Source organism: Mesorhizobium sp. B3-1-8 (genome assembly GCF_006439495.1).
Lineage (GTDB): Bacteria > Pseudomonadota > Alphaproteobacteria > Rhizobiales > Rhizobiaceae > Mesorhizobium.
The window spans coordinates 44,009-67,610 of sequence record NZ_VFTK01000004.1; the positions used below are offsets into that span (position 1 = coordinate 44,009).

Here is a 23,602-nt window from a genome sequence, read left to right on the forward strand (position 1 = left end):
CATGAAGATCGGACTTGGCCTTTACCGGGAGTCGCTGACACCGGACAATTTCCGCTTCGCCCGCCAGGCGGGCGCCACCCACATCGTTGCCCACCTCACCAATTATTTTCGCGGGCGTGATCCTTCGCTGTCGGCCGGCAGCGAGACGGAAGGCTGGGGCGATTGTTCCACCGATGCGCTGTGGAACTACGAGGACTTCGCCGGCCTGGTCAGGACCGTGCGCGACAACGGGCTGGAAATCGCCGCGATCGAGAATTTCTCGCCGCGCTTCTGGTCCGACATTTTGCTCGATGGTCCCGACAGGGCGAAGCAGATCGAAGGGCTGAAGCGGCTTGTCCAGGATGCCGGCCGCGCCGGCATCCCGTGCATCGGCTACAACTTCTCCATCGCCGGTGTCTGGGGCTGGTCGCGCGGGCCCTTCGCGCGCGGCGAGGCTATGTCGGTTGGGCTCGACCTTGCGGCCATCGACCCCGATTTGCCCCTCCCCGACGGCGTGGTCTGGAACATGCGCTACCGCGCCGGCCGACCGGCCGCCGCGCCGGTGACGGTGAGCAGCGATGAGCTCTGGCAGCGGCTCGGCGCCTTCCTGCGGGAAGTCGTTCCGGTAGCCGAGGAAGCCGGCGTGGTGCTCGCCGCGCATCCGGACGATCCGCCGGCCGAAGCGCTGCGGGGCGCGGCGCGGCTCGTCAACCGGCCGGAAAAATACGACCGGCTGATGGAAATCGTCGATTCACCGTCCAACGGGCTGGAGCTCTGTCTCGGCTCGCTGCAGGAAATGCCGGGCGCCGACGAGATTTACGGGCATGTCCGGCGCTTCGCCCGACGCAAGCGCATCGGCTACATCCATTTTCGCAACGTGCGCGGCAAGGTGCCGAACTATCACGAGACCTTCGTCGACGACGGCGACATCGACATGGCCGAGATCGTCCGCATCCTGCGCGACGAAAACTATGAGGGCGTCATCATCCCCGACCACACGCCGGAAATGTCCTGCGACGCGCCCTGGCACGCGGGGAAGGCCTTTGCGCTCGGCTATATGCGCGCGCTGGTGCAGAATGCCGCAGCGCTGGGACCTTCGCGGACCATTCAATCCACCAACATCCGGATGCAAGCCTGATGACCAGATCGACGCGCCTCTATGCCGACGACGGCGAAATGTACCGCCTGTTCGAAACCGAACTCTTCGTTGCGGTGGTCGGCGACGTAATGGACACGCTGGGGCTGCAGCATCAGTTCCTGCCGCCCGTGTTCAAGCCTGTCGACGAGAACACGCGCCTGCTCGGCCGGGCCATGCCGGTGCTCGAGACCGATATCTTTCCTTCCGACGGGCCGACGCGCAATCCGCTGATGGCAAAGCCCTTCGGGCTGATGTTCGAAGCGCTGGACGATCTGAAGCCCGGCGAAATCTACGTCGCCAGCGGCGCCTCGGCCCGCTACGCGCTGTGGGGCGAGTTGATGTCGACCCGCGCGAAGATCCTCGGCGCGCATGGCGCGCTGGTCGACGGTTTCGCCCGCGACACGGATGGCATCAAGGCGCTGGGATTTCCCTGCTTTTGCACCGGTTATTACGCGCAGGACCAGGGCGTGCGCGGCAAGGTCGTCGACTATCGCTGCGCGCTCGAAATCGGCGGCGTGCGCATAGAGCCGGGAACGCTGCTGTTCGGCGACAAGGAAGGTGTCCTTGTTGTCCCCGCTGAAGCCGAGGAAGAGGTGGTGCGCCTGGCCCTCGAAAAAGTCCGCGGAGAAAAACGCGTGGCCAAGGCGATCCGCGAGGGAATGAGCGCGGTGGATGCTTACAAGACCTTCGGCATCATGTGAAAGGCCGTGGCCGACCAGGGGTAACCAGATGGTCAGTCGAGCTTGCGCGACAGCACCAGGTACATGGCTGCAAGCATCAGGAACAGGGCCACCCAGAACGAGGCGGCCGGTCGTTCGTCGAAGACGGCCAGACTCCAGAGGATGCCGGCGGCCACGGCCAGATAGTTGAAGACCGAAAAGCGCGTCGGCCCGATGCGAGCGACCAATACGAAGAACAGGACGAAGAAGACGGCATTGATCGCCGTCGCCAGGACGAGCGGCATCGCGGTCCTGCCCGTCCACTCGGACGGCAACGCCGCACCGCCGAGCGCAAGCATGACAACGCCGGCAACGACGGCCCCTCCCAGCAACGTTCCGGCCGCCATCATTACGGAGGACGCACCTTCGGGGCGCAGCCATTTGGCGCAATTGTTGGCGGCAGCGAACATGACCGGGGCAATGAGGGCCACCAGAAACCAAACGATGCCGTCCGAGCCGACAACGCCTACACCGGGCAGCGCGAGGACAGCCACGCCGGCCACTCCGAGCATCATGCCGGCGAAAGTGCGCCAATCGAAGCGATCAAGGCCCGCCAGCGCGCCGATGGCGAGGGTGAATATGGGAGATAGGCAAAGCACCAGAGTGAGCACCGAGGCGTCGACATGCGGAGCGGCCGACACCAGTATGCCGATCGGCAGGCCAACCACCAGGCCGCCCATGATCAGGTACGTGCGCATCTGCCCGATGGTGACGGCGAACCGACCGCCGGCGGCTACCGCCGCCAGAGCCAGGATCACGCCTGCCGCAAGCGATTGGGCAAAGGCGAAACCCACAGGCGGCCATTGCGTCTCGGCGGCCAGCCGGTTGATCGGAAAGATGCCGCCATAGATCGCTGCTGCCAGGAGCAGAAGAGCAGCGTCTATCGGTGGCAGGCCGCGGCTCGGCACGGGTCGGTCGTCATGCATCGCACACCGCCGGGCAGGCGCTCCCTCTCCAACCACCGGCCCGGAATTCGAGGTCTCTCGCAGACCAGTTCCGCGCCTAAGCAATTCCAGGAAAAGTGTGAGCGGTTAAGTTCGGCGTCTTCGCCGTAACCTTCCGTCCGGAATTGCGTAAAAACAAAGGGATAGAGCGGTTCGCCGTTTCCGTGAAACGGTGAAACGCTCTATCGGAGTCAAACGGTTCTGAGGGCGGCTGTACGGGCTTCGTCGACCTTGAGCAGGCCAGGCTCGTCGGCATCGACCAGAACCACCTTGTAGACCGTCTCGGCATCCTCGCGGCTCAGCCAGCCGCGATTGACGGTTGCCGCGACACGCTTCGGATCGCGCCTCAGCGGGTCGCCGTAACCGCCGCCGCCGCAGGCGGTGAACTCGATACGGGCGCCATTCTCGATCGTCTCTTCGCTGAAGGCCGGCAACACGATCTTCTCGTCGGCCCGAAGCTTGATCGTCTCGCTCTCCTTGCCGTCGCCGCCCCCCAGCACGCCGCGCGGCGGGAAGCTGGTGCCGTCGGCGGCGTAGACGATCGTCATGTCGTGGTCGAGCGGATAGAAGACGCCGCCGGTCGCCGGCGCGCCCTCGAACTCGCCGAAACCCTGCGATCCAGGCAGCACGCCACGGCGCTCGATGACGATCGGATACATCGATTCGTCGACCTCGACCGAGTCGAGCTGAATGAGGCCGGCATTGGCCGGGCCGCAATAGGTCAGCCAGCCATCGAAGCCATGGCGGGCGCCGCCGCCGGCATAGCCGACGAAGACCTGGTTGACATAGGACTTGCCGTGCTTGAACGGATCCTCGCCGGAGATGACGCCGACGCCGGCCGGCAGGTGCGAGCCGCTCTCGGCCTGGCCGTAAGGCGCGCCCATGCGCGAAAAGACGCAGTTGCCGGCAATCATCAGGCGGTCGTTGACGTTGGTGGTGGCGACCGAAGTGCCGACCGGATATTTCGGCTTGCCGACGACGCTTCCCTCGCGCAGCAGCACCTTGATCTGCGACTTCGCGCCCTCATTGTGCGGAATGCTCTCGTCGAGATTGTTGAAAACGCCGATCCGGCAGGAGCCTGTTGCGGTGTTTTCCGACAGGTTGAGCCCGCCCGGCACATTGTCGAGGTTGTCGCGCACGTCGACGACGATCTCGCCCTTTTCCGGATCGACATTGATCGTCACCCTGACCGGAATGCCTTCGTCGGCGACGCCGGGCACCGGGTCATGGCGCGTCTCGTAGCTGTAGCTGCCGGCCGGCAGCTTGGCGATCGCCGCCTTGGCGCAGCGCGCACCGTAGTCGAACCAGTCTTCGACGAAGCCGAGGATGGTGTCGCGGCCGTAGCGCGCGAACAATTCGCCGATGCGGCGCTCGCCGGTGCGGCAGGCGCCGATCTGCGCGCGCACGTCGCCCAGCCACATGTCCGGCACGCGGTTGCGCATCGTGCCGATGCGCAGGATGTCCTTCTTCTCCTCGTAGTTCTGCGCGACGCGCACGCAAGGGAAATGCATCCCCTCCTCGAAGATGTTCTTGGCGAAAGGGAGATAGGTCGACGGCACCGGCGCGCCGGTATCGGCGTGGTGCGACAGCGCCACGACCCAGAACAGCGGCTCGCCGTCGAAGAACACCGGCATCGCCATGATCAGGTCGGCGTGATGGGTGCCGCCGGTGTAGGGGCAGTTGTTGAGGAAGATGTCGCCCTGCGTGATGTCGTCGAACAGGTCGGTCAGCGGCCGCGTCGCCATGTCCATAGACATGACGTGGATCGGCAGCGCGTCTTCGACCGAGACCAGCCGATGATCGTAGGTCAGGATGGCGCAGGAGAAGTCGCGCGCGTTCTTGATCACGGCCGAGCGGCTGGCGCGCATGACGACCAGCGTCATCTCGCGCACGATCGCCTCGAAGCGGCTTTTCAGCACCGACATCAGAAAGGGGTCGACCCGCCGTTCCGCGACGTCGAGTTCGAGCCTGTTGATGGAGTCCATAGGATCGTTCCCTTGTGTAGATTTGACTAGGCGATGTTCACGACGAGATTGCCGTAACGGTCGATCTGGCCCTGGTGCTGGTCCTTGAGATAGGCGGTGAAGGTCTCGGCCTCGACCAGGCAGGGGCCGGCAACCTGCGCACCCGCGCGCAACTGCGCAAGTTCGTAGACCGGCACCGTTTCGACACGCCCGCTCTCTTGCTGGTAGATCCCGCGCTTGGCCTTCCGGTCGATGGCGCCGACCTGGTCGGGCAGCGTGTTCTTCTGCCAGATGTCTTGGCCGGAGCGCTTGCCGATGGCGCGCAGCTTCCAGGCCGTGAACTCGACGACGTCATTGTCGGCGCGGATCGAATAGATGCGCTCATGCATCTTGTGGAAGGCTTCGACTAGACCCGGCAGATCGCCCTCGGACACCATGCCGTCCTTTGCCTCGAACGGGACCTCGATCTCGAAGGACTGGTATTCGTAACGGCCGAGGAAGGAGAACTCGAACTGACGATTCTCCACCGCGACGCCGGCTTCGGCGAGGAAGTAGTTGCCAGCCTGCTTCAGCCGCTTCAGCGCATCGTTGACGCCGGCGACGTTGAAGTCGGCATCGGAGGTGAGCAGCACCGCGCTCTCTTCGGAGCGGATGTCGGAGATCAGGCCGCCGAAAGCGCTGAGGCCGGCCATGAAGCGCGGCACCATGTAGCGCTTCAAGCCGAGGATGTCGGCCATCTCGGCGATGTGGATGGCGGTGGCGCCGCCGCCGCAAACGAAGAAGGAGTCGCGCGGATTGATGCCCTCGCGCACCGTGATCTCTTCGATCGCCGCCACCATGTTGTGATTGCTGGTGGTGTAGATCGCGTAGGCCGCCTCCTGCCGCGACACGCCGAGCCGCATCGCGATCTTGTCGACCGCCGCCTCCGCCAGCTCCCGCTTCAGCTGCATCTTGCCGCCGAGGAAATAATCCGGATCGACGATGCCGAGCACGACATTGGCATCGGTCACTGTCGGCTCGGTGCCGCCCTGGCCGTAGCAGGCAGGACCCGGTCGGGCGCCCGCGCTGCGCGGGCCGACCTGCAGCAGGCCGCCTTCATCGACGAAGGCGATCGAGCCGCCGCCGGCGCCGACCGAGCGCACATCGACCTTGGGAATGCCGAGCGAATCGTCGTGGATCATGCTGTCGGGCGTGACGATGATCTGGTGGTCGCGCAGCGCCGAGACGTCGAAGGTCGTGCCGCCCATGTCGCCGACGATGATGTCGGGCTCGTCGGAAAGCGCCAGCGCCGCCATCGGCGCCAGCGTCGGACCGGACATGACGCTGTAGATCGGCTTCCGGATCATGTCGGCCAACGGCATCATGCCGCCGACGCAGTTGGCAAGCAGCAGCTCGCCTTCGAAACCTTCCTCGTCGAGCGCCGTCTTCAGCTTCTCGATATAGGTGCGCACGATCGGGTTGATGGAAGCATCGATCGCGGCCGCGATGATGCGCTTGTACTCACGCGGCATCGGGTTGATCTCATGGCTGAGCGTCACCGGGATGCCGGGCAACTCCTGGTTCAGGATCTCGCGCACGGCGAGCTCATGCGCCGGATTGACCACCGACCACAGCAGGCCGACGGCGATCGCCTCGACGCCGAGACCGCGAAACTCGGCGGCGGCCTTGCGCACGTCATCCGGCGAAAGCGGCGCGAGCTCGCGACCGCGGGCATCGATACGGCCGGCGACGGTCTTGGTGAGATGGCGCGGCACATAGGGATCGGGATAGTTCAGCCGCCACTGGAAAGCGCCTTTGCGCGGACCTTCGCGCAACACCAGTATGTCCTGGTGACCGGCGGTCAGGATGAGGCCGACCTTGACCGTCTTGCGCTCGACCAGCGCGTTGGTCGACACGGTCGAGCCGTGCACGACGAGGTCGATCTGCTTCATGAAGTCGGCGCCGCTCAGGCCGTAGCCCTCAGCCGCGACATGCAGCACGTTGATGAAGCCCTTTTCGAATTCGCCGGGCGTCGTCGGCGACTTGAAGATGGCGATCTCGCCCTTGCTGTTCGAGACAAGGCAGTCGGTGAAGGTGCCGCCGATATCGATGCAAACTTGATAGGCCATACGAGCTTCCCGAAGAGGTTGGAGTATCAGCGCCTGGCTTCGTCGCGATTGACGATCAGGCTGACGATGATGATGACGCCCAGGCAGATCTGCTGCAGATAGCCGTCGATCTGGACGAGGTTCATGCCGTTGGAGAGCACGGTGACGAACAGCGCGCCGAGCACGGCCGCGCCCACGCCACCCTCCCCGCCGGAAAGGCGCACGCCGCCGACCACGGCGGCCGCGATCGCCTCCAATGTGAGATTGCCGCCGAGATTGGGCTCACCCGAGCCGGTGCGCGCGGTGAGCAGAAGCGCGCCGAGCGCGGCAAGCAGCGCGCATAGCGTGTAGGCCAGCACCAGCACCGGCACGGTGCGAATGCCCGCCGCGACCGCCGCCCTTGGATTGGCGCCGATGATGTAGAGGCTGCGGCCGAAGCGCGTCGCCTTGAGCACGAGGAACAAGAGCACGAACACCAGGGCGGCAATCCAGATCGGCATCGGAATCGAGAGCGGCGATCCCTGCGCGAATTCGGCGGTGAGGCTCTTCGGCAGGCCGGTAACGGGGAAGCCGCCGCTGATCGTCGAGGCCAAGGCCAGCACCATGTTGGCCATGCCGAGCGTCGTCACCAGCGGGTTGATGCCGATGCCGGCTATCAGCACGCCGTTGGCGAGGCCGATCGCACCGGCGATCAGCACCGCGGCGCCGACGCCGTAGAGGATCGAGACATCGCCGCCGCCCATTGCCACCATCGCCATCGAGGCGGCGACGCTGACCAGCGAGACGGTGTAGCCGAGCGAAAGATCGAAGCCGCGCGTCAGAAGCACCATGGTCTGCGCCATGGCGAAGATCGCAAGATAGCTCGCCTGCAGCGCGATGTTGCGGAAATTGCCGAGGGACAGAACACGCGGCTCGACCAGGCCGAACAGGATGAGGACAACGACAATGGCGATCGGCAGGCGCGCCGCGCGCAAGATCTCTTTCAGCGAAAGGCCGGAGCTCTGAGCCATCGGTTGTGTCTTGGCCTCCATGCTCATGACTGCCGCTTCCTCAGCAGAAGCCGTTCGATGGCCAAGGCTATGATCAAGACGGCGCCGAGCACCAGCGTCTGGTACTTGCTGTCGACCTGCACCAGGTTCATCGCGTTGGCGATGACCGACAGGAACAGCGCTGCGAGCGCCACCAGTTCTGCGCGGCCGACGCCGCCGCGCAGCGAGACGCCGCCGATGACGGCGGCGGCAATGGTTTCGAGCGCCAGGGTTCCGCCGATCGTCGACTGGCCGGAGCCGAGCCGCGACGTCATCAGGAAGCCGGTGAGCGCGGCGAGCAGGCCGGCAAGCATATAGGCCGCCATCAGCGTGCGGCCGGTGGCGACACCCGACAAGCGCGCCGAGCGCTGGTCGCTGCCGACCGCATAGATATGGCGGCCGAGCGCGGTGAAGCGCTGCATGACGATGCAGGCGGCAAGCACCGCCAACCCGACCCAGAGCACGATCGGCAGGCCCAGAAACTGGCCGCGTCCGACATTGGCGATGAAGAAGTCGGCCACGCCGTAGATCGGGATGCCTTGTGTGAAATAGAGCGCGATGCCCATCAGCACCGACATCATCGCCAGCGTCACCATGAAGGGCGAGAGCGAGAAGGTCGCCACAAGCCCGGCATTGACCAGCCCGACAAGCGCGCCGGCGCCGAGCGCGATGACCAGCGAGGCAAGGATGACGACCAGCTCCATGCCTGGGAAATAGCCGCTGCCGACGAGCATCACGGCAGCCGTCACCACCGAGGTCGCCGCCACCACCGCGCCGACGGAGAGGTCGAAGCCGCCGGCCGTCATCACCAGCATCTGCGCCAGCGACGGAATGAGCAGCAGCGCGAAATTGCGCATGACGTTGAGCAGGTTGAGCCGGTTGAGGAAGCGCGGCTCGATCAGTGCGGTCGCGACCACCGCCACGATCAGGAAGGTGATGACGATGCCGCCCTGCATGAGGAAGCGGTCGAGCCGGCTGGCGCGATGCGATGGCGCGTTGGCAACGGTCATGGTCGCCGTTTCCGAGCTCATGCGCGCCCTCCGAAATAGTGGGACAGGACCTGGGCTTCGCTGAGCTCGTGCTGGGCAAGCTCGGCGACCACCTTGCCTTCATGCATGACATAGACACGCGAGGCGAGATTGATCAGCTCCGGCAATTCGGATGTCGAGACCACCACCGAGGCGCCGGCCTCGACCAGCGATTTGATGAGGTTGTAGACATCGGCCTTGGCGCCGACGTCGATGCCGACGGTCGGCTCGTCGAATAGGTAGACGTCGAACGGCTTCATCAGCCCGCGCGCCAGCATCAGCTTCTGCTGGTTGCCGCCGGAGAAGGCGGACGCCTTGCGCTCGGGCGCCATGGGTCTGAGCGCAAGATTGGCGAGCGGCGTCTTGATCGTCTCGTTCTCGCGCCAGAATTTCAGCACCGGCCCGGACGACAGTTCCGGCAGGTCGAGCGAGCTCATGGTTGCGTTCTCGCGCGCCGAGCGCGCCAGCGCCAGACCCTCCGAGCCGCGGTCGGCCGGGAAATAGCAGACATTGGCGGCGAGCATCGACGTGGGCGTCGGCCGCTCGACCGCCTTGTCGCCCAGCATGATCGCGCCGGCCTCGATGGTCTCGAGACCGAAGACGGCGCGGCAAAGTTCGCTGCGCCCGCAGCCGACGAGACCGGCAAGGCCGACCACCTCGCCCGCCCGCGCCGTGAAGGAAGCGCCGATGACAGAGCGCTTCTCGGTTGTAAGGTCGCGCACCTCGAGCCTGACCGGGCCGGGCTTGTGCTCGATCCTCGGAAACAGCTGCTCGACCGGACGGCCGACCATCATCTCGATCAGGCCCTCGTCCGAAATTTCAGCGGTGACAACCGTGCCGATCTTCTTGCCGCCGCGCAGCACGGTGACGCGGTCGGAGAGATTGCGGATCTCGCTCATGCGATGCGAGACATAGATGATGCCGACGCCGCGCGCTTTCAGCAGCGCTACGGCATTGAAGAGCTTTTCCGCCTCGCCGTCGGTGAGCGAGGCCGTGGGCTCGTCGAGGATCAGCACCTTCGGCCGCATGCGCAACGCCTTGGCGATCTCGACCATCTGTTTTTGCGCGCGCGACAGGAAGGCGACCTTCTCGTCGAGCGGCAGATGGAAGCCGAGACTGTCCAGCAGCTCCGCCGCCGCCTGCCGCATCTGCTTGCGCTTGAGGAACAGGCCGGACGACTGCTCGCGGCCGAGGAAGATGTTCTCGACCACTGTGAGGTCGGGCACCAGGCTGAATTCCTGGAAAACGGCGGCGATGCCGATCTCCTGCGCCACCTGCGGCGTCAGGCTCGTGATGGTGCGGCCATTGATGCGGTAGACGCCTTCCGCCCACGGGAAGGTGCCGGCGATGAGATTGATGAGCGTCGACTTGCCGGCGCCGTTTTCGCCAAGCAGCGCGTGGACCTCGCCCTCATTGAGGGAGAAGTCGACATTGTCGAGCGCGGCGATGCCGCGGAATCTCTTGGTGAACCCTGTAACTTCCAGCATCCAAAAACCCAAGGCTGGCGAGCTAAGTCGCCTGACCGCTTCCGACGAAGCGGCCAGGCCGGGAGGATCGCGATCCAACCGCGATGTGCGGGCCGCGTAAGCGGCTACGCTATTCGACCGAGAACTCGGGGCGCCAGTTGTCCGGCGCGAAGATCTGGGTCGTGTCGATCTTGTCGACATTGTCCTTGGTAACGATGCCGGGGGCAACCAGCAGGACCTTCTCGTGATCCTTCTTTTCCAGCGCGCGAACCGCGAGGTCGACGCCGATGCGTCCCATGATGACCGGATACTCGGTGGCGAAGCCCAGCACCGAGCCGTCCTTGACGGCCTTCAGCATGGTCTGGTTCTCGTAGGAGGACATGATCGTCACGTTGCTCAGGCCGGCGTCGGCGACGGCGCCGATCGCGGCTTCCGCCGTCGGCGCGCCGCCCCAGATGACGTTGACGTCCGGATGGGTCTGCAGCGCATCCTCGACCAGCTTGAGCTGCGCCGGCACGCTGGCCTCGCCGAACATTTCGCCGACCAGCTTGATGTTGCCGGTCTTGGTGCTGTCGCGGAAGCCGTTCATGTAGGTTTCGGCCCAGCCGCTGCCCTGCGGGCCCGGGAACGCCACGGCGGTGCCCTGCTTGTCGCCGAGGAACTTCTTCACATACTCGCCGGTCTGAAAGCCCTTCTGGTAGAAATCGGGCGTGATGCGGGCGGTGATCGGCGTCTCGAGGATCGGGTTGGCGACGGCGATGTTGACGATGCCCTTGCCCATGCCCTCGTTGATCTTGGCTGCCACGCCGGCTTCCGAGATCGCCGAGATCAGGATGGCGTCGGCGCCCGCCGCAACGCAGTCGTCATATTGCGAGATCTGCTTCGGCAGCGCGGTGTATCCACCCGCCTGCAGCACCGTCACCTTGACGCCCAGGCGCTTGGCCTCCTCGACGAGGCCGTAGTCCACCGACACCCAATAGCTGTCCTGCAGATGCGGGAAGAGCACGCAGAGCTTCCAGGGCTTCTCTGCCTTGTCGAGCGGCTTGTATTCGATCTCTCCCACGTTCTTGAGGTCGCCATCCTTCGCCGAGGCGATCTTGAACGGCCACCAGTCGGCGGCATGTGCCATTCCGGCCGACAGCACCGTCGCCGACAGCGCCAAAGCCAGTGACTTCTTCAATCCACTCATATCAGTCTCCCATTTGAACAGCTGCCCTTGGAGGGCCTGGAGTTGTTGACCCGATCGACCGGTTTAGCCCGATCAGTTTTGTATCCAATCTGCCACTTCTTCGTTGGAATTTCAAACTCCAAACGCTGAATTTCGCATAAATGTATCCATTCAGCCTATTCAGCTCACACAATCCGCAACTTACATCGTATATCTTATGTGTCAATGCACGACGGGCCGCTCACCCGACAGGTCGTTTCGACTGCATAGGCTGGCTTAGCCCTGCGCCCGAACCTGCGGCAGGGCGGCGTCGAGCGAACGCTCGAAAGCATCGACCAAGGCGTCGACCTGCGCTTCGGTGATGATCAGCGGCGGACAGAAGGCGATCGCGTCGCCCATATTGCGCGAGATGACGCCGTTCTGCTGCAGAAAGCCGTTGACCAGCGCGCCGAGCGCCGCCGGCTTGCCCCACGGCGCTTTGCTTGCCTTGTCGGCGACGAGCTCGACGGCGGCGATGAGACCGACGCCGCGCACTTCGCCCACCAGTGGATGCGAGGCGAGCTTGTTGAGCCGCGCCTGCAGATGCGCGCCGACCTTGCGCGCATTGCCGACCAGGTCGCGCTCCTCGATCAGCTTGATGTTCTCCAGCGCCACGGCCGCGGCGACCGGATGACCGCCGCCGGTGAAGCCGTGGCCGAACGTGCCGATGCGGTCGCTCTCGTCGGCAATCGGCTCGAACACCTTGTCGTTGATGATGAGCGCCGAGATCGGCAGGTAGGAGGAGGAAATCTGCTTCGACAGCACCATGATGTCGGGCTTGATGCCGAATGTCTGCGAACCGAACATCTCGCCGGTGCGGCCGAAGCCGCAGATGACCTCGTCGGCCACCAGCAGGATGTCGTATTTCGACAGCACCGCCTGGATCTTTTCCCAATAGCCGGCGGGCGGAACGACGACCCCGCCGGCGCCCATGATCGGCTCGCCGATGAAGGCGGCGATCGTTTCGGGCCCCTCGGCAAGGATCAGCTGTTCCAGCTCGTCGGCGAGCCGTGCGGAGAACTGCTCTTCGCTCTCGCCGGGCTGGGCGTCGCGCCAATGATGCGGCGTCGACGTGTGCAGGATATTGGCGATCGGCAGGTCGAAGGAGAGATGATTGTTGGGCAGCCCGGTCAGGCTCGCCGAGGCGATGGTGACGCCATGATAGCCGCGCTTGCGGCTGATGATCTTCTTGCGCGCCGGCTGGCCGAGCGCGTTCGACCGATACCAGATCATCTTGATCGCGGTATCGTTGGCCTCGGAGCCGGAATTGGTGAAATAGGCCTTGCTCATCGGCACCGGCGCCATCTGCACCAGCTGCTCGGCAAGGTCGATCAGCGGCGAATGCGCCTTCGAGCCGAAGTCGTGATAGAAGGGCAGCTTCGACATCTGCCTTGTCGCAGCGTCCACCAGACGCTTTTCCGAGAAGCCGACGGCGACGCTCCACAAGCCCGCCATCGCCTCGATGTAGCGATTGCCTGCAATGTCCTCGACATAGATGCCATCGCCCTTTTCGATGACCAGCGGACCCGTCTCCTGATGCTTGCGGGCATTGGTATAGCCATGCAGGTGATAGCGGATGTCGCGGGCTTCGGGGGAATTCGGTCTGGCGTCCATCACGGCTCCTGTCTGCAGGCGTCCAAGCGGGAATTTGCCCTGCCTCCCCCTCGTCCAAGGGTCGCAGTTCCCTCTTGCTTTATGCTGTTTGATGCATCATGTTTCTTATAAGATATACTGTCAAGCCCTTTTGGGCCGGCAGCCAAAAATGGGACGGGAACGGCATGGCGAGCTTCAGCTTCGAAACGCTCGAGCGCGAAAATCTCGGCGAGACCGTCTATGCGCGCGTCGCCGAGGCGCTGGTCAAGGGACGCTTCGCGCCGGATGCCAGGCTGACCATCCGCGACCTCGCCCAATCGCTCGGAACCAGCGTCACGCCGGTGCGGGATGCGATCCTGCGCCTGATCCAGGACGAGGCGCTGGTGCAGAAATCGGCGCGCGAGGTGCGCGTGCCCATCATCACGCTGGAACGCTATCGGGAGATCCGCCAGATCAGGCTGAAGCTCGAAGGCCTCGCCGCGCGCGAGGCCGCGCTCAAGGCGACGGCCAGGGATGTCGAGCGGCTGCGCGATCTGATTGCCCGCAACGAAAGCGCCATTACCGAGAGGAATTGGACGGAAGCGCTGGAGCTCAACCAGACCTTCCATTTCGCGCTTGCCGACATCGGCGACATGGTTGTGCTACGCGGCATCCTGAACCGGCTGTGGCTGCAGATGGGTCCCCTGATTGCGGAATCCTATCATGAAGGCGGCAGGACCATGATCGACAATCACCACGCAGTGCTCGCCGCGGTCGAAAGGAAAGATGCCGATGCCGCCGAACGTGCGATCATCGCCGACATCACCGAGGGCGGAAACGTGATTCTCGAACGGCTGTTCAGCAGGCGCGCCGCCGACACGGCCAAGGCGGGCTGAGAATGGAACAGATCGACTGCATCGTCGCCGGTGCCGGCGTCGTCGGTCTGGCGATTGCGCGCAAGATGGCCGCGCGCGGCCTGGACACGCTCATCGTCGAGGCGGCGGATGCCATCGGCACCGAGACGAGCTCGCGCAATTCGGAAGTGATCCATGCCGGCATCTACTATCCGCAAGGATCGCTGAAGGCCCGGCTCTGCGTCGCCGGCCGCGACATGCTCTACCGCTACTGCGCGGAACGCGCTATCCCGCATCGGCGCTCCGGCAAGCTGATCGTCGCAACCGACGAGGCCCAAGAACCCGTGCTTGCCGCGATCCGCGCCAGCGCCGCAGCCTGCGGCGTGGAAGATTTGCGCTTCGTTACCGCGGCTGAAGCGCAGGCCCTGGAGCCGGCGCTTCATTGCACGAAAGCCATGTTATCGCCCTCCACCGGCATCATCGACAGCCACGCGCTCATGCTCGCCTTGCTCGGCGACGCCGAGGAAAGCGGCGCCATGTTGTCGCTCAACACGCGCATCGTTTCGGGCCGCATCGATGCCGGCCGCATCGTGCTCCAGACGATGGACACGGCAAGCGGCGAGGGTTTCGAGATCGCGACGTCGCGCTTCGTCAACGCGGCCGGCCTCGGCGCCGTTGCGCTGGCGGGCTCGCTCGAAGGCTTCGACCGGCGGTTTTTGCCGACGCTTCGCTACGCCAAGGGCAATTACTTCTCGGTGGTGGGCCGGGCGCCCTTCTCGCGGCTGGTCTACCCGGTGCCTGAACCGGGCGGGCTTGGCGTCCACCTGACACTTGATCTCGGCGGCACGGCTCGGTTCGGGCCCGACGTCGAATGGACGGACACGCTCGACTACCGCGTCGATCCGGCGCGCGGCAAACGCTTCTACGATGCGATCCGCAAATACTGGCCGGATCTGGCCGACGACAGCCTGCAGCCGGCCTATAGCGGCATTCGGCCGAAACTCTCCGGCCCCGGTGAAGAAAACAGCGACTTCGTCATCCAGGATGCCACGACCCATGAAAGCTCCGGGCTGGTCAATCTGTTCGGCATCGAAAGCCCCGGCCTGACCTCTAGCCTGGCGATTGCCGAACATGTGACACGCATTCTCGCGCCTGAGGCGGACTGACGGCGCCGACGCGCAGCATTCAAGGCCGGTCGGTACCCGCGCCTACCGCGACGAAAGCTGACATATTCATTGTATCCAATGGCAAACCTATTTTGGCAATTTTCGCCTTTCAAAAGGCAATAAACGTCTATATCGTATCCAATACGCTTCTCAACCCAGCCGCGAGCCCGCCAGGAAGTCCTGATGCCCGACTACGCAACATTGGCCCCATCAGCCCCCTGGCGCGAACTGCGCACGACACGCGCCGACTGGGACGACGCCGATCCGACCGCGCTGGAATCGATGCTGGTTTCGGCCCATCTCATCCGCGCCTTCGAGGAGAAAGTGCTGGAGCTCGCCGGCCTGGGCCTGGTGCACGGTCCGGCCCATTCCGCGGTCGGCCAGGAAGGCGGCGCCGTCGGCTCGGCCGCGTTGATGCGCGCTGGCGATCAGATCAATGGATCCCATCGCGCGCATCACCAGTTTCTCGCCAAGTCGATCCGTTATGTCGCGCCCGACGGCCTCTTGCCCGCGGCGGAGTTCTCATCGGCAATCCGCGGTCTGGCCAAGAGGTCGCTCGCCGAGATCCTCGGCCTGGCGCAAGGCTTTTGCCGGGGACGCGGCGGCTCGATGCATCTGCGCTGGGCCGAGGCCGGCAATCTCGGCACCAACGCGATCGTCGGAGGCGGCGTGCCGCTGGCGGCCGGTGCCGCCTGGGCGCACAAGCGGGCCGGCAAAGGCGACGTCGCCTTTGCCTATTTCGGCGACGGCGCGGTCAATATCGGCTCGGTGCTGGAGACGATGAACATCGCCGCCGCCTGGAAGCTGCCGCTCTGCTTCTTCATCGAGAACAACCGCTATGCCGTCTCGACCCATGTCGAGGAAGCGACCGCCGAGCCGCGCCTGTCGGCACGCGGATCGGCCTTCGCCATTCCCGCCTGGAAAGTCGACGGCATGGATCCCCTCGCCGTCTATCTTGCGACGAAGGAAGCCATGGAGCTGATGCGAAACGGCGGCGGGCCGGCCATCATCGAGGCTGACGTCTATCGCTACTTCCATCAGAACGGCCCTCTGCCCGGCAGCGCCTTCGGCTATCGCGACAAGGCGGAGGAAGCGGCCTGGCGGGCGCGCGACCCGCTCGACCGGCTGGCGAGCGAAATGGAACAGCGTCAGATCATCGGCAGCTCGGGCGTTGCCGCTCTGCGCGAACGCGCGCTTGCGCTGATGGCCGATGTCGCCGCCGAACTCGTCGAGCAGGTGGACGGCAAAAACCGCATCAAGCCCGCGCTCTGGCCGGACGAAGGTTTCCGCGACCACGGCATACGCGGCGACCTCTCGGAATTCGCGAGGACGCGCACCGAGGAATTGGAAACCTTCGGCGGCGCGATCGACGGCAACGCCAAATTCATCGACGCCGTCGCCAATGTGATGCAGCGGCGCATGGCGACGGACGACCGGATCGTGATCATGGGCGAGGATGTGCATCGGCTGAAGGGCGGTACGAACGGCGCGACGCGCGGTCTTGCCGCCGCTTTCCCGGACCGGGTGCTCGGCACGCCGATCAGCGAAGCCGCCTTTACCGGGCTCGGCGGCGGCATCGCCATGGATGGCCGCTATATTCCGGTTGTCGAGTTCATGTATCCGGACTTCATGTGGGTGGCCGCCGACCAGATCTTCAACCAGATCGGCAAGGCGCGCCACATGTTCGGCGGCGATATCGACGTGCCGCTGGTGCTGCGCACCAAGGTCGCCATGGGCACCGGCTACGGTTCGCAGCACTCCATGGATCCGGCCGGCATCTTCGCCACCTCGCCCGGCTGGCGCATCGTCGCCCCTTCGACGCCCTTCGACTATGTCGGCCTGATGAACAGCGCCCTGCGCTGCAAGGACCCGGTGCTCGTCATCGAGCATGTCGATCTCTACAATTCGACCGGACCGGCGCCGATCGACGACCTCGATTACTTCATCCCTCTCGGCAAGGCCAAGGTGGTGCGCCAGGGCACGGCCATGACGATCCTCACCTACCTCGCCATGGTGCGGCCAGTGCTTGAAGCGGTCGAACGTCTCGGTGTCGACGCCGAGATCATCGACCTGCGCTCGCTCGATCGCGCCGGGCTGGACTGGAAGACCATCGAAGCTTCGATCCGCAAGACCGGCAATGTGCTGGTGGTCGAGCAAGGCGCGCGCGGCACGTCTTATGGCGGCCTGCTCGCCGCCGAGATCCAGAACCGCTGCTTCGACTGGCTCGACCAGCCGATCCAGCGTGTCCATGGCGGCGAGGCTTCGCCTAGTATCTCCAAGGTTCTTGAGGCCGCCGCATGCGCGCGGCCCGCCGATATCGAGCGCGGCTTGCGCCAGGCGATGGCCGACCAAGGTCGGCCGCTTGGCTGAAAGTCAGGCCTTCGGATCGTCGCGCGGCGTCATGAAGCCGGCGGTCTCGCCACCGTCGACGCTGAGCACCGCACCGTTGACGAAGCCCGCCGCGGGAGACAGCAGCCAGCCGACCGCCTCCGCGACATCTTCCGGTGTGCCGAGGCGCGCCGCGGGAATGCGCTTTTCCAGCTTCTCGCGCCGGCCCGGAATGGCCAGCGTCTTTGCCATCATCTGCGTTGCGATCTGACCCGGGCAGACAGCGTTGAAGTGCACCTCCGAGCCATATTCGAGCGCCAGCGCTTGTGTCAGACCGATCAGCGCTGCCTTGGAGGCGGTGTAGATCGCAAGCCCCTCCTCGCCGACCAGGCCGGCCACCGACGAGATCGTCACCACGGCGCCGCGAGCGGCCCGCAGGCCCGCGAGCGCATGACGCGTGAACAGATATGCCGAGGTCGCGTTGGCCGTCATCGTCCTGTTCCAATCGTCGAGCGTCGTCCGGTCGAAGGCGCCGCGCCCGCCGGCGCCGGCATTGTTGACCAGGCCGGCGATACGGCCCCTGCCAAGCTCCAGCGCGACGTCGACCGCGCGCTTGCAGTCGGCCTCGCTAGTCGCGTCGCCGGCGGCAAAGACCGCACGGGGAACCGCTGCAACTACATCATCGGCGGCGGCCCGGTCGCGCCCGGTGAAGACGACCCGCGCGCCATCCGCCGCCAGCCGCTCGACGCAGGCCGCGCCGATACCGCGCGTGCCGCCGGTCACCAGGAAGACGCGTTGTGCTTGCGCGCTCATGCGGCCGTCTCGTAACTGACCGGCGTGCAGAGCGGACCCGCCCTGTGTGCTGCCCAGTAAAGATCGTGGATGCGGTTGGTGATCGGTCCGGGCTTGCCGTTGCCGTAGATGCGGCCGTCAAGCACCGTCACCGGCATGATGCCGCCGGCGGAGCTGGAGATGAAGATCTCGTCGGCGTCGCGCAGTTCCTCGATCGGCAGCGGCCGCACCTCGCAGGTCACGCCTGCTTCGCCGGCCATCTCGATCACCGTGCGGCGCGTCATGCCCTCGAAGACGCCGCGGTCCGGCGTCGCGACGACATTGCCCTTCACCGAAAAGACGTTGAAGCCCGCGCCTTCGGTGACATTGCCCTTGCCGTCGTTGAGCACGGCGACGACGGCGTCCTTGTCGTAGGCCTCGAAGATGCCCATGGTGAGATCGAGCCAGTGGAAATTCTTGATGCGCGGATCGAGCGATTCGGGCGGGATGCGCTGCACCGAGCTCACCACCATCTTCAGCCCGTCGCGGCGCTGCTCGTCATTGGCGATCCAGACGAAAGGCTGCGCGAAGGCATAGAACCGGTTCTGGCAAAGCCGCGGATCGCGCGTGCCTGCCGGCGGCACGCCGCGTGTGCAGGTCATCTGCACATAGGCGTCGCGAAGTCCGCTGCGGCGCACGCATTCGACGAGGATATCGGCCATTTCCGCCTTGGACAGCGGCAGGCTCATGCGCAGGGCGCGCATCGAAGCCAGGAAGCGCTCGAGATGATCGTCGAGCCTGAAGAAGCGGCCCTTCCAGACATGGGTGACGTCATAGGTCGAATCGGACCGGACGAAACCCCGGTCGGTGATCGGGATCGTGGCCTCGGCGAGCGGCACGTAGCTTCCGTTGACAAAGGCTATGCCCAATGCGGGATCGTAGGCTGTCCTGTCGTTCATGCAAACCTCCTCCAAAGCGGCGCTAGTATTGGATACAATGACGTCGATTTATTCGGCCAGAACGGCTATTTCCCTTGCCAAAGGCCATCAATTGGATACGTTTCCGCAGGAATTGCGAGATATCGTACCGATCATGAGCATGGAAGCGACGGATACCATGAAAGGCCTGCCCGGACTGCGCGGCACCGAGCATATCGGTTTCACCGTGCCCGATCTCGACGAAGCCGTCCGTTTCTTCGTCGAGGTGATCGGCTGCGAGCCGTTCTACGAGCTCGGGCCTTTCCAGTCCGACGGCGACTGGATGGAAACCCATCTCAACGTCCACCCCCGGACGGTGATGAAGCGGCTCAAATTCCTGCGCTGCCGTCACGGCTCCAACTTCGAGATCTTCGAATATTCCGCCCCCGGCCGGAACGGCACCCAGCCCCGCAACAGTGACGTCGGCGGACACCACCTCGCCTTCTATGTCGACGATATCGGCGAGGCTGTCGCCTATCTCAGATCGCATGGCGTGCGTGTGCTCGGCGAGCCGACGGTGCGCATCGAGGGGCCGAGCGCCGGTCAGAGCTGGGTCTATTTCCTGAGCCCCTGGGGCATGCAGCTCGAGCTGGTCTCCTTCCCCGAGGGCAAGGCCTATGAGCGCGAGACGGACCGCCGGCTCTGGCATCCCGCCAGCCCTCACCTGTGAGTGGTTGGTTCGTGCCGATTCCCACCCGCTCACCGATGCACTAACATCTTCGGGATCGACACGATGCGGGGAATTGAGATCATGGCCGGCAGACGCACAAGCGGCGGAACCGAGGGCAACGGCGCCGCCCTGGCCAGCGGCCGCGTCACCGATGCGCTGCGCGACGCCATCCTGTCGGGGCGGCTGCGGCCGGGCAGCCGCGTCCGCCAGGAGGAGCTCGCCGAAGAGTACGGTATCAGCCGCATTCCGGTGCGCGAGGCGCTGAGGCAGTTGGAAAGCGAGGGGCTGGTCATCCTCGTGCCCAACAGCGGCGCCTGGATTTCCAAGCTCGACCGCGCCGAATGCATCGAGATCTACAAGATCCGCGAGCGGTTGGAGCCGCTGGCGCTGTCCGAAAGCAGCGCCAACCTTTCGCCCGAAACGCTTGCGCGCCTGGAAGACCTCGTCTCGCGCATCGAGGCCGCTGACGGCATCGACGAGTTCCTGCAGCTCGACCGCGAGTTTCATCTCCTGAGCTATGAGGGCGCGCGAATGCCTCAGCTCGCCCAGATGATCCACAAATTCTGGAACACCACCCAGCAATACCGCCGCGCTTTCGCCGCATCGGTCGGCAAGGGCGGCATGGCTGCGGTGCATCACGAGCATCGACTGATCCTCGAAGCGCTGAAGCGGCGTGACGGCGAACAGGCCGGCCTCATTCTCTACGGCCACATCCGTCGCACCCGCCTGCAGCTCGAACAACACACCGAGATGTTCGCCTAGCCCACGCACTGGCGGGAACCACTAGAATCCCGCCTGGCTGATGAACTTGGTGACGAGATAGGCTTCCAGCGCTTCCGAGCCGCCTTCGGAACCGTAGCCGCTGTCCTTCACGCCGCCGAAGGGTACTTCCGGCAGCGCCAGGCCGAGATGGTTCGTCGTCAGCATGCCGGTCTCGATCTCCGCGCCAAGCTCGGTCGCCGTCTTCAGCGAACGGGTGAAGGCGTAAGCCGCGAGCCCGTAGGGCAGCCGGTTTGCCTCGGCCACCGCCTCGTCGAACGTCGCGAACGGCATCGCCAGCGCCACCGGACCGAATGGCTCCTCGTTCATGATGCGCATGCCGGGGCGCAGGTCGCTGAGCACGGTCGGCTCGAAGAAAGCGCCCTTGTTGCCGATGCGCTTGCCGCCGGTCTCGAGCTTGGCGCCCTCGGCCACCGCTTCGGAAATCATCGCCTCGACGGCTTGCAGCCGCCGTTCATTGACCAATGGCCCCATGCGGGTGCCCTCGGTCAGCCCGTCGCCGACCTTGATGGCGCGCGCATGGCCGACGAGCTTGTCGACGAACGGCGCGTAGGATTTCTTCTGGACAAGGAAACGCGTCGGCGAGACGCAGACCTGGCCGCCATTGCGGAACTTGGCAGCCGCCAGCAGGGCCGCCGCGTTGTCGAGGTCGGCGTCGTCGAAGACGATCGCCGGCGCATGCCCGCCGAGTTCCATCGTTACGCGCTTCATATGCTGGCCGGCGAGCGCCGCGAGTTGCTTGCCGACGGGGACGGAGCCTGTGAAGGACACCTTCCGGATCACCGGATGCGGGATCAGGCAGCTCGAAATCTCCGGCGGGTTGCCATAGACGAGATTGAGCACGCCGTCGGGAAGCCCGGCATCCTTGAAGGCGTCGGCAAGGCAGGCGGGCGAGGCAGGCGTTTCTTCCGGTGGCTTGACGATGATCGAGCATCCGGTGGCGAGCGCGGCGCCGATCTTACGGATCGTCTGCGACACCGGGAAGTTCCACGGCGTGAACGCCGCGACCGGCCCGACCGGCTCGCGCACGACCAGTTGATGGACGTTGCTGGCTCTCGCCGGCACGATGCGCCCATAGGTGCGACGCCCCTCCTCCGCGAACCAGTCGAGGATATCGGCCGAGGCCAGAACTTCGATCGTCGCCTCGCTCAGCGGCTTGCCCTGTTCCAGGCTGAGCAGGCCGGCGATCCTGCCGGCACGCTCGCGCATCAGCCGTGCGGCTTCTCGGATCACCTTGCCGCGCTCGAAGGCCGAGACCTTGCGCCAGATCTTGAAGCCGCGTTCGGCTGCTGCGAGCGCCCGGTCGAGATCGGCGGCGCCAGCCACCGCAACCGAGCCGATGACTTCGTCGGTGGCGGGATTGCGAACCTCGAGCGTCTTGCCGCCAGCCGCCGGTCCCCATTTGCCGTCGATGAAAAGCTCGACTTCTGGGTACATGCTTTTGTCCTGTCTGATGGTGATTGTCATGGCAGCCAAGCCTCAGAGCGAGAGGCTCTCCCTGGTGTCTTCGATGGCGAGAAAAAGCGCGCGGACGAGTTCGTCGATCTGGTCAGGCTCGATGATGTAAGGCGGGCAGAGCGCCAACACGTCGCCCATGTTGCGCAGGATGATGCCGCGTTGCCGGCAAGCGCGTTCGACCTGTGCGCCAACCCTGGCCTCGGCCGGAAAACGCTGTTTGGTGCGCCGGTCGGCGACCAGCTCGATGCCGGCCAGCAGGCCGACGCCGCGGATCTCGCCGACCATCGGATGGTCGGCAAGCGCGTTGCGAAGCGCTTCCAACATCTGCGCGCCCAGCGTCCGGGCACGGCCGACGACATCGATCTCGTGATAGATGCGCAACGCTTCGGCGGCGACGGCCGAGGCGACGGGATGGCCTGAATAGGTGAAGCCGTGCCCAAAGACGCCGTTCCGGTGCCCTTCGTCCGCGATCGCCTGGTAGGTCGCGTCCGACACGACCACCGCCGCGATCGGCAGATAGCCCGAGGACAGACCCTTGGCGACCGAGAACATGTCGGGCTTGAAACCGAAAGTCTGGCTGCCGAACCAATTGCCCGTACGGCCGAAGCCGCAGACCACTTCGTCGGCCAGAAGCAGGATGTCGTGCTCGTCGAGCAGCTTGCGCAGCTTGGGGAAGTAACCTTGCGGCGGCACGACGACACCGCCCGCCCCCATCACCGGCTCGGCGATCATCGCCGCGATCGTCTCGGGGCCGGCCGCCAGGATCATCGCCTCCAGTTCGGCGATCAGCCGATCGGCGAACGCCTCCTCGCTCTCCCCGTCCCGCGCCTCGCGGTAGAAATGCGGCTTGCCGGCAAAGAGGACGTCATCGGTGTTCATGCCGAACGAACGGTGCATGTGCGGCAGGCCGCTCAGCACTGCGCCCATCACCGTGCTGCCATGGAAGGCGCCGTTGCGGCTGATGATGCGCCGCTTCTCAGGCTTGCCGCGCGCCGCCTGATGGTACCAGGCTAGCTTGACCATGGAATCGTTGGCCTCGGAGCCCGAATTGGCCAGGAATATCCTGCAGTCCGGAATTGGCGAGACCGCCGCGAGCTGCTCGATCAGATCGATGCAGGGCTCGTTCGAACGATGGTTGAACGTATGGTAGTTGGCGAGCTTGGCGAATTGGGCAGCCGCAGCGGCGGCCAATCTCTGATCGTTGAAACCGAGCGATGCCGTCCATAGGCCGGCCATGCCTTCGATATAGCGGTTTCCGGCATCATCGCGGACATAGACGCCGTCGCCGCCCGAGATGATCAGCGGCCCATCCTGCTCGTGCCGCCGCGGGTCCGTCTGCGAATGCAGATGCAGGCTCATGTCGATTGCCCGAGCCGAATTGTGCAGCATTTCCTGTTTCCTAAGAGCGGATGATTGTCCTTGCGGCTCAACCAGATATCTTATAACTTATAAGTTGTCGAGGGTCG

19 protein-coding genes are annotated in these 23,602 nt (G+C 64.9%); 7 read left to right on the top strand and 12 right to left on the bottom strand.

Going from position 1 to position 23,602, the window contains the following annotated elements; translation table 11 throughout:
- Window position 1 precedes the first annotated feature (1 nt).
- Together FJ424_RS04965 and FJ424_RS04970 are read left to right on the top strand one after the other, a co-directional pair.
- The gene (locus tag FJ424_RS04965) at window positions 2–1,117 is read left to right on the top strand and encodes a mannonate dehydratase (protein ID WP_140652829.1); all 1,116 of its coding nucleotides are present in this window, start codon (window positions 2–4) and stop codon (window positions 1,115–1,117) included.
- Window positions 1,117–1,818 carry an RraA family protein gene (locus FJ424_RS04970; protein ID WP_140652827.1) on the top strand — a complete coding sequence of 234 codons (702 nt, stop codon included), beginning with the start codon at window positions 1,117–1,119 and terminating at the stop codon, window positions 1,816–1,818. The genes FJ424_RS04965 and FJ424_RS04970 overlap by 1 nt, the downstream gene beginning before the upstream one ends.
- Window positions 1,819–1,850: 32 nt before the next feature.
- Here the strand turns inward: FJ424_RS04970 and FJ424_RS04975 are convergent, their stop codons facing one another.
- From FJ424_RS04975 to FJ424_RS05010, 8 genes are all read right to left on the bottom strand, one after another.
- Window positions 1,851–2,762 carry a DMT family transporter gene (locus FJ424_RS04975; RefSeq protein ID WP_140652825.1) on the bottom strand — a complete coding sequence of 304 codons (912 nt, stop codon included), beginning with the start codon at window positions 2,760–2,762 and terminating at the stop codon, window positions 1,851–1,853.
- Between the two features lie 209 nt (window positions 2,763–2,971).
- Complete coding sequence (locus tag FJ424_RS04980; protein WP_140652824.1) at window positions 2,972–4,765, bottom strand: hydantoinase B/oxoprolinase family protein; 1,794 nt, start codon at window positions 4,763–4,765, stop codon at window positions 2,972–2,974.
- 26 nt (window positions 4,766–4,791) lie between these two features.
- Complete coding sequence (locus tag FJ424_RS04985) at window positions 4,792–6,852, bottom strand: hydantoinase/oxoprolinase family protein (RefSeq protein ID WP_140652822.1); 2,061 nt, start codon at window positions 6,850–6,852, stop codon at window positions 4,792–4,794.
- A gap of 26 nt (window positions 6,853–6,878) precedes the next feature.
- Window positions 6,879–7,868, bottom strand: coding sequence for an ABC transporter permease (locus tag FJ424_RS04990; protein ID WP_246677142.1), 990 nt, complete (start codon window positions 7,866–7,868; stop codon window positions 6,879–6,881).
- Complete coding sequence (locus FJ424_RS04995) at window positions 7,865–8,890, bottom strand: ABC transporter permease (RefSeq protein WP_210239387.1); 1,026 nt, start codon at window positions 8,888–8,890, stop codon at window positions 7,865–7,867. The genes FJ424_RS04990 and FJ424_RS04995 overlap by 4 nt, the downstream gene beginning before the upstream one ends.
- Complete coding sequence (locus FJ424_RS05000; RefSeq protein WP_140640378.1) at window positions 8,887–10,374, bottom strand: sugar ABC transporter ATP-binding protein; 1,488 nt, start codon at window positions 10,372–10,374, stop codon at window positions 8,887–8,889. The genes FJ424_RS04995 and FJ424_RS05000 overlap by 4 nt, the downstream gene beginning before the upstream one ends.
- A gap of 109 nt (window positions 10,375–10,483) precedes the next feature.
- On the bottom strand, window positions 10,484–11,542 hold the full coding sequence (gene torT / locus FJ424_RS05005; RefSeq protein WP_140652820.1) for a TMAO reductase system periplasmic protein TorT: 1,059 nt from the start codon (window positions 11,540–11,542) through the stop codon (window positions 10,484–10,486).
- A gap of 255 nt (window positions 11,543–11,797) precedes the next feature.
- Complete coding sequence (locus FJ424_RS05010) at window positions 11,798–13,174, bottom strand: aspartate aminotransferase family protein (protein WP_140652818.1); 1,377 nt, start codon at window positions 13,172–13,174, stop codon at window positions 11,798–11,800.
- 164 nt (window positions 13,175–13,338) lie between these two features.
- On the opposite strand from FJ424_RS05010, the gene FJ424_RS05015 reads away from it, so the two are divergent.
- From FJ424_RS05015 to FJ424_RS05025, 3 genes are all read left to right on the top strand, one after another.
- Window positions 13,339–14,028, top strand: a complete 690-nt coding sequence (locus FJ424_RS05015; protein WP_140652816.1) for a GntR family transcriptional regulator — start codon at window positions 13,339–13,341, stop codon at window positions 14,026–14,028.
- A gap of 2 nt (window positions 14,029–14,030) precedes the next feature.
- Window positions 14,031–15,152, top strand: coding sequence for an NAD(P)/FAD-dependent oxidoreductase (locus FJ424_RS05020; RefSeq protein WP_140652814.1), 1,122 nt, complete (start codon window positions 14,031–14,033; stop codon window positions 15,150–15,152).
- A 183-nt stretch (window positions 15,153–15,335) separates the two neighbouring features.
- Window positions 15,336–17,522, top strand: coding sequence for a dehydrogenase E1 component subunit alpha/beta (locus FJ424_RS05025; protein WP_140652813.1), 2,187 nt, complete (start codon window positions 15,336–15,338; stop codon window positions 17,520–17,522).
- A gap of 3 nt (window positions 17,523–17,525) precedes the next feature.
- Here FJ424_RS05025 and FJ424_RS05030 read toward each other — a convergent pair whose 3' ends face one another.
- Together FJ424_RS05030 and FJ424_RS05035 are read right to left on the bottom strand one after the other, a co-directional pair.
- A complete protein-coding gene (locus FJ424_RS05030) occupies window positions 17,526–18,293 on the bottom strand; it encodes an SDR family NAD(P)-dependent oxidoreductase (RefSeq protein WP_140652810.1) in 768 nt (255 codons plus the stop codon).
- Window positions 18,290–19,210: an aminotransferase class IV gene (locus FJ424_RS05035; protein ID WP_140652808.1), complete on the bottom strand. Its 921-nt coding sequence runs from the start codon at window positions 19,208–19,210 to the stop codon at window positions 18,290–18,292. Before FJ424_RS05035 ends, FJ424_RS05030 begins: the two co-directional genes overlap by 4 nt.
- 139 nt (window positions 19,211–19,349) lie before the next feature.
- Here FJ424_RS05035 and FJ424_RS05040 point away from each other — a divergent pair, with 139 nt between their 5' ends.
- The gene (locus tag FJ424_RS05040) at window positions 19,350–19,898 is read left to right on the top strand and encodes a VOC family protein (RefSeq protein ID WP_210239388.1); all 549 of its coding nucleotides are present in this window, start codon (window positions 19,350–19,352) and stop codon (window positions 19,896–19,898) included.
- Window positions 19,899–19,979: 81 nt separating this feature from the next.
- The gene (locus FJ424_RS05045; protein WP_140652806.1) at window positions 19,980–20,660 is read left to right on the top strand and encodes a GntR family transcriptional regulator; all 681 of its coding nucleotides are present in this window, start codon (window positions 19,980–19,982) and stop codon (window positions 20,658–20,660) included.
- Window positions 20,661–20,681: 21 nt separating this feature from the next.
- Here FJ424_RS05045 and FJ424_RS05050 read toward each other — a convergent pair whose 3' ends face one another.
- Window positions 20,682–22,115 carry an NAD-dependent succinate-semialdehyde dehydrogenase gene (locus FJ424_RS05050; protein ID WP_140652804.1) on the bottom strand — a complete coding sequence of 478 codons (1,434 nt, stop codon included), beginning with the start codon at window positions 22,113–22,115 and terminating at the stop codon, window positions 20,682–20,684.
- Window positions 22,116–22,157: 42 nt separating this feature from the next.
- The gene (locus FJ424_RS05055; protein WP_140652802.1) at window positions 22,158–23,525 is read right to left on the bottom strand and encodes an aminotransferase; all 1,368 of its coding nucleotides are present in this window, start codon (window positions 23,523–23,525) and stop codon (window positions 22,158–22,160) included.
- Window positions 23,526–23,602 lie beyond the last annotated feature (77 nt).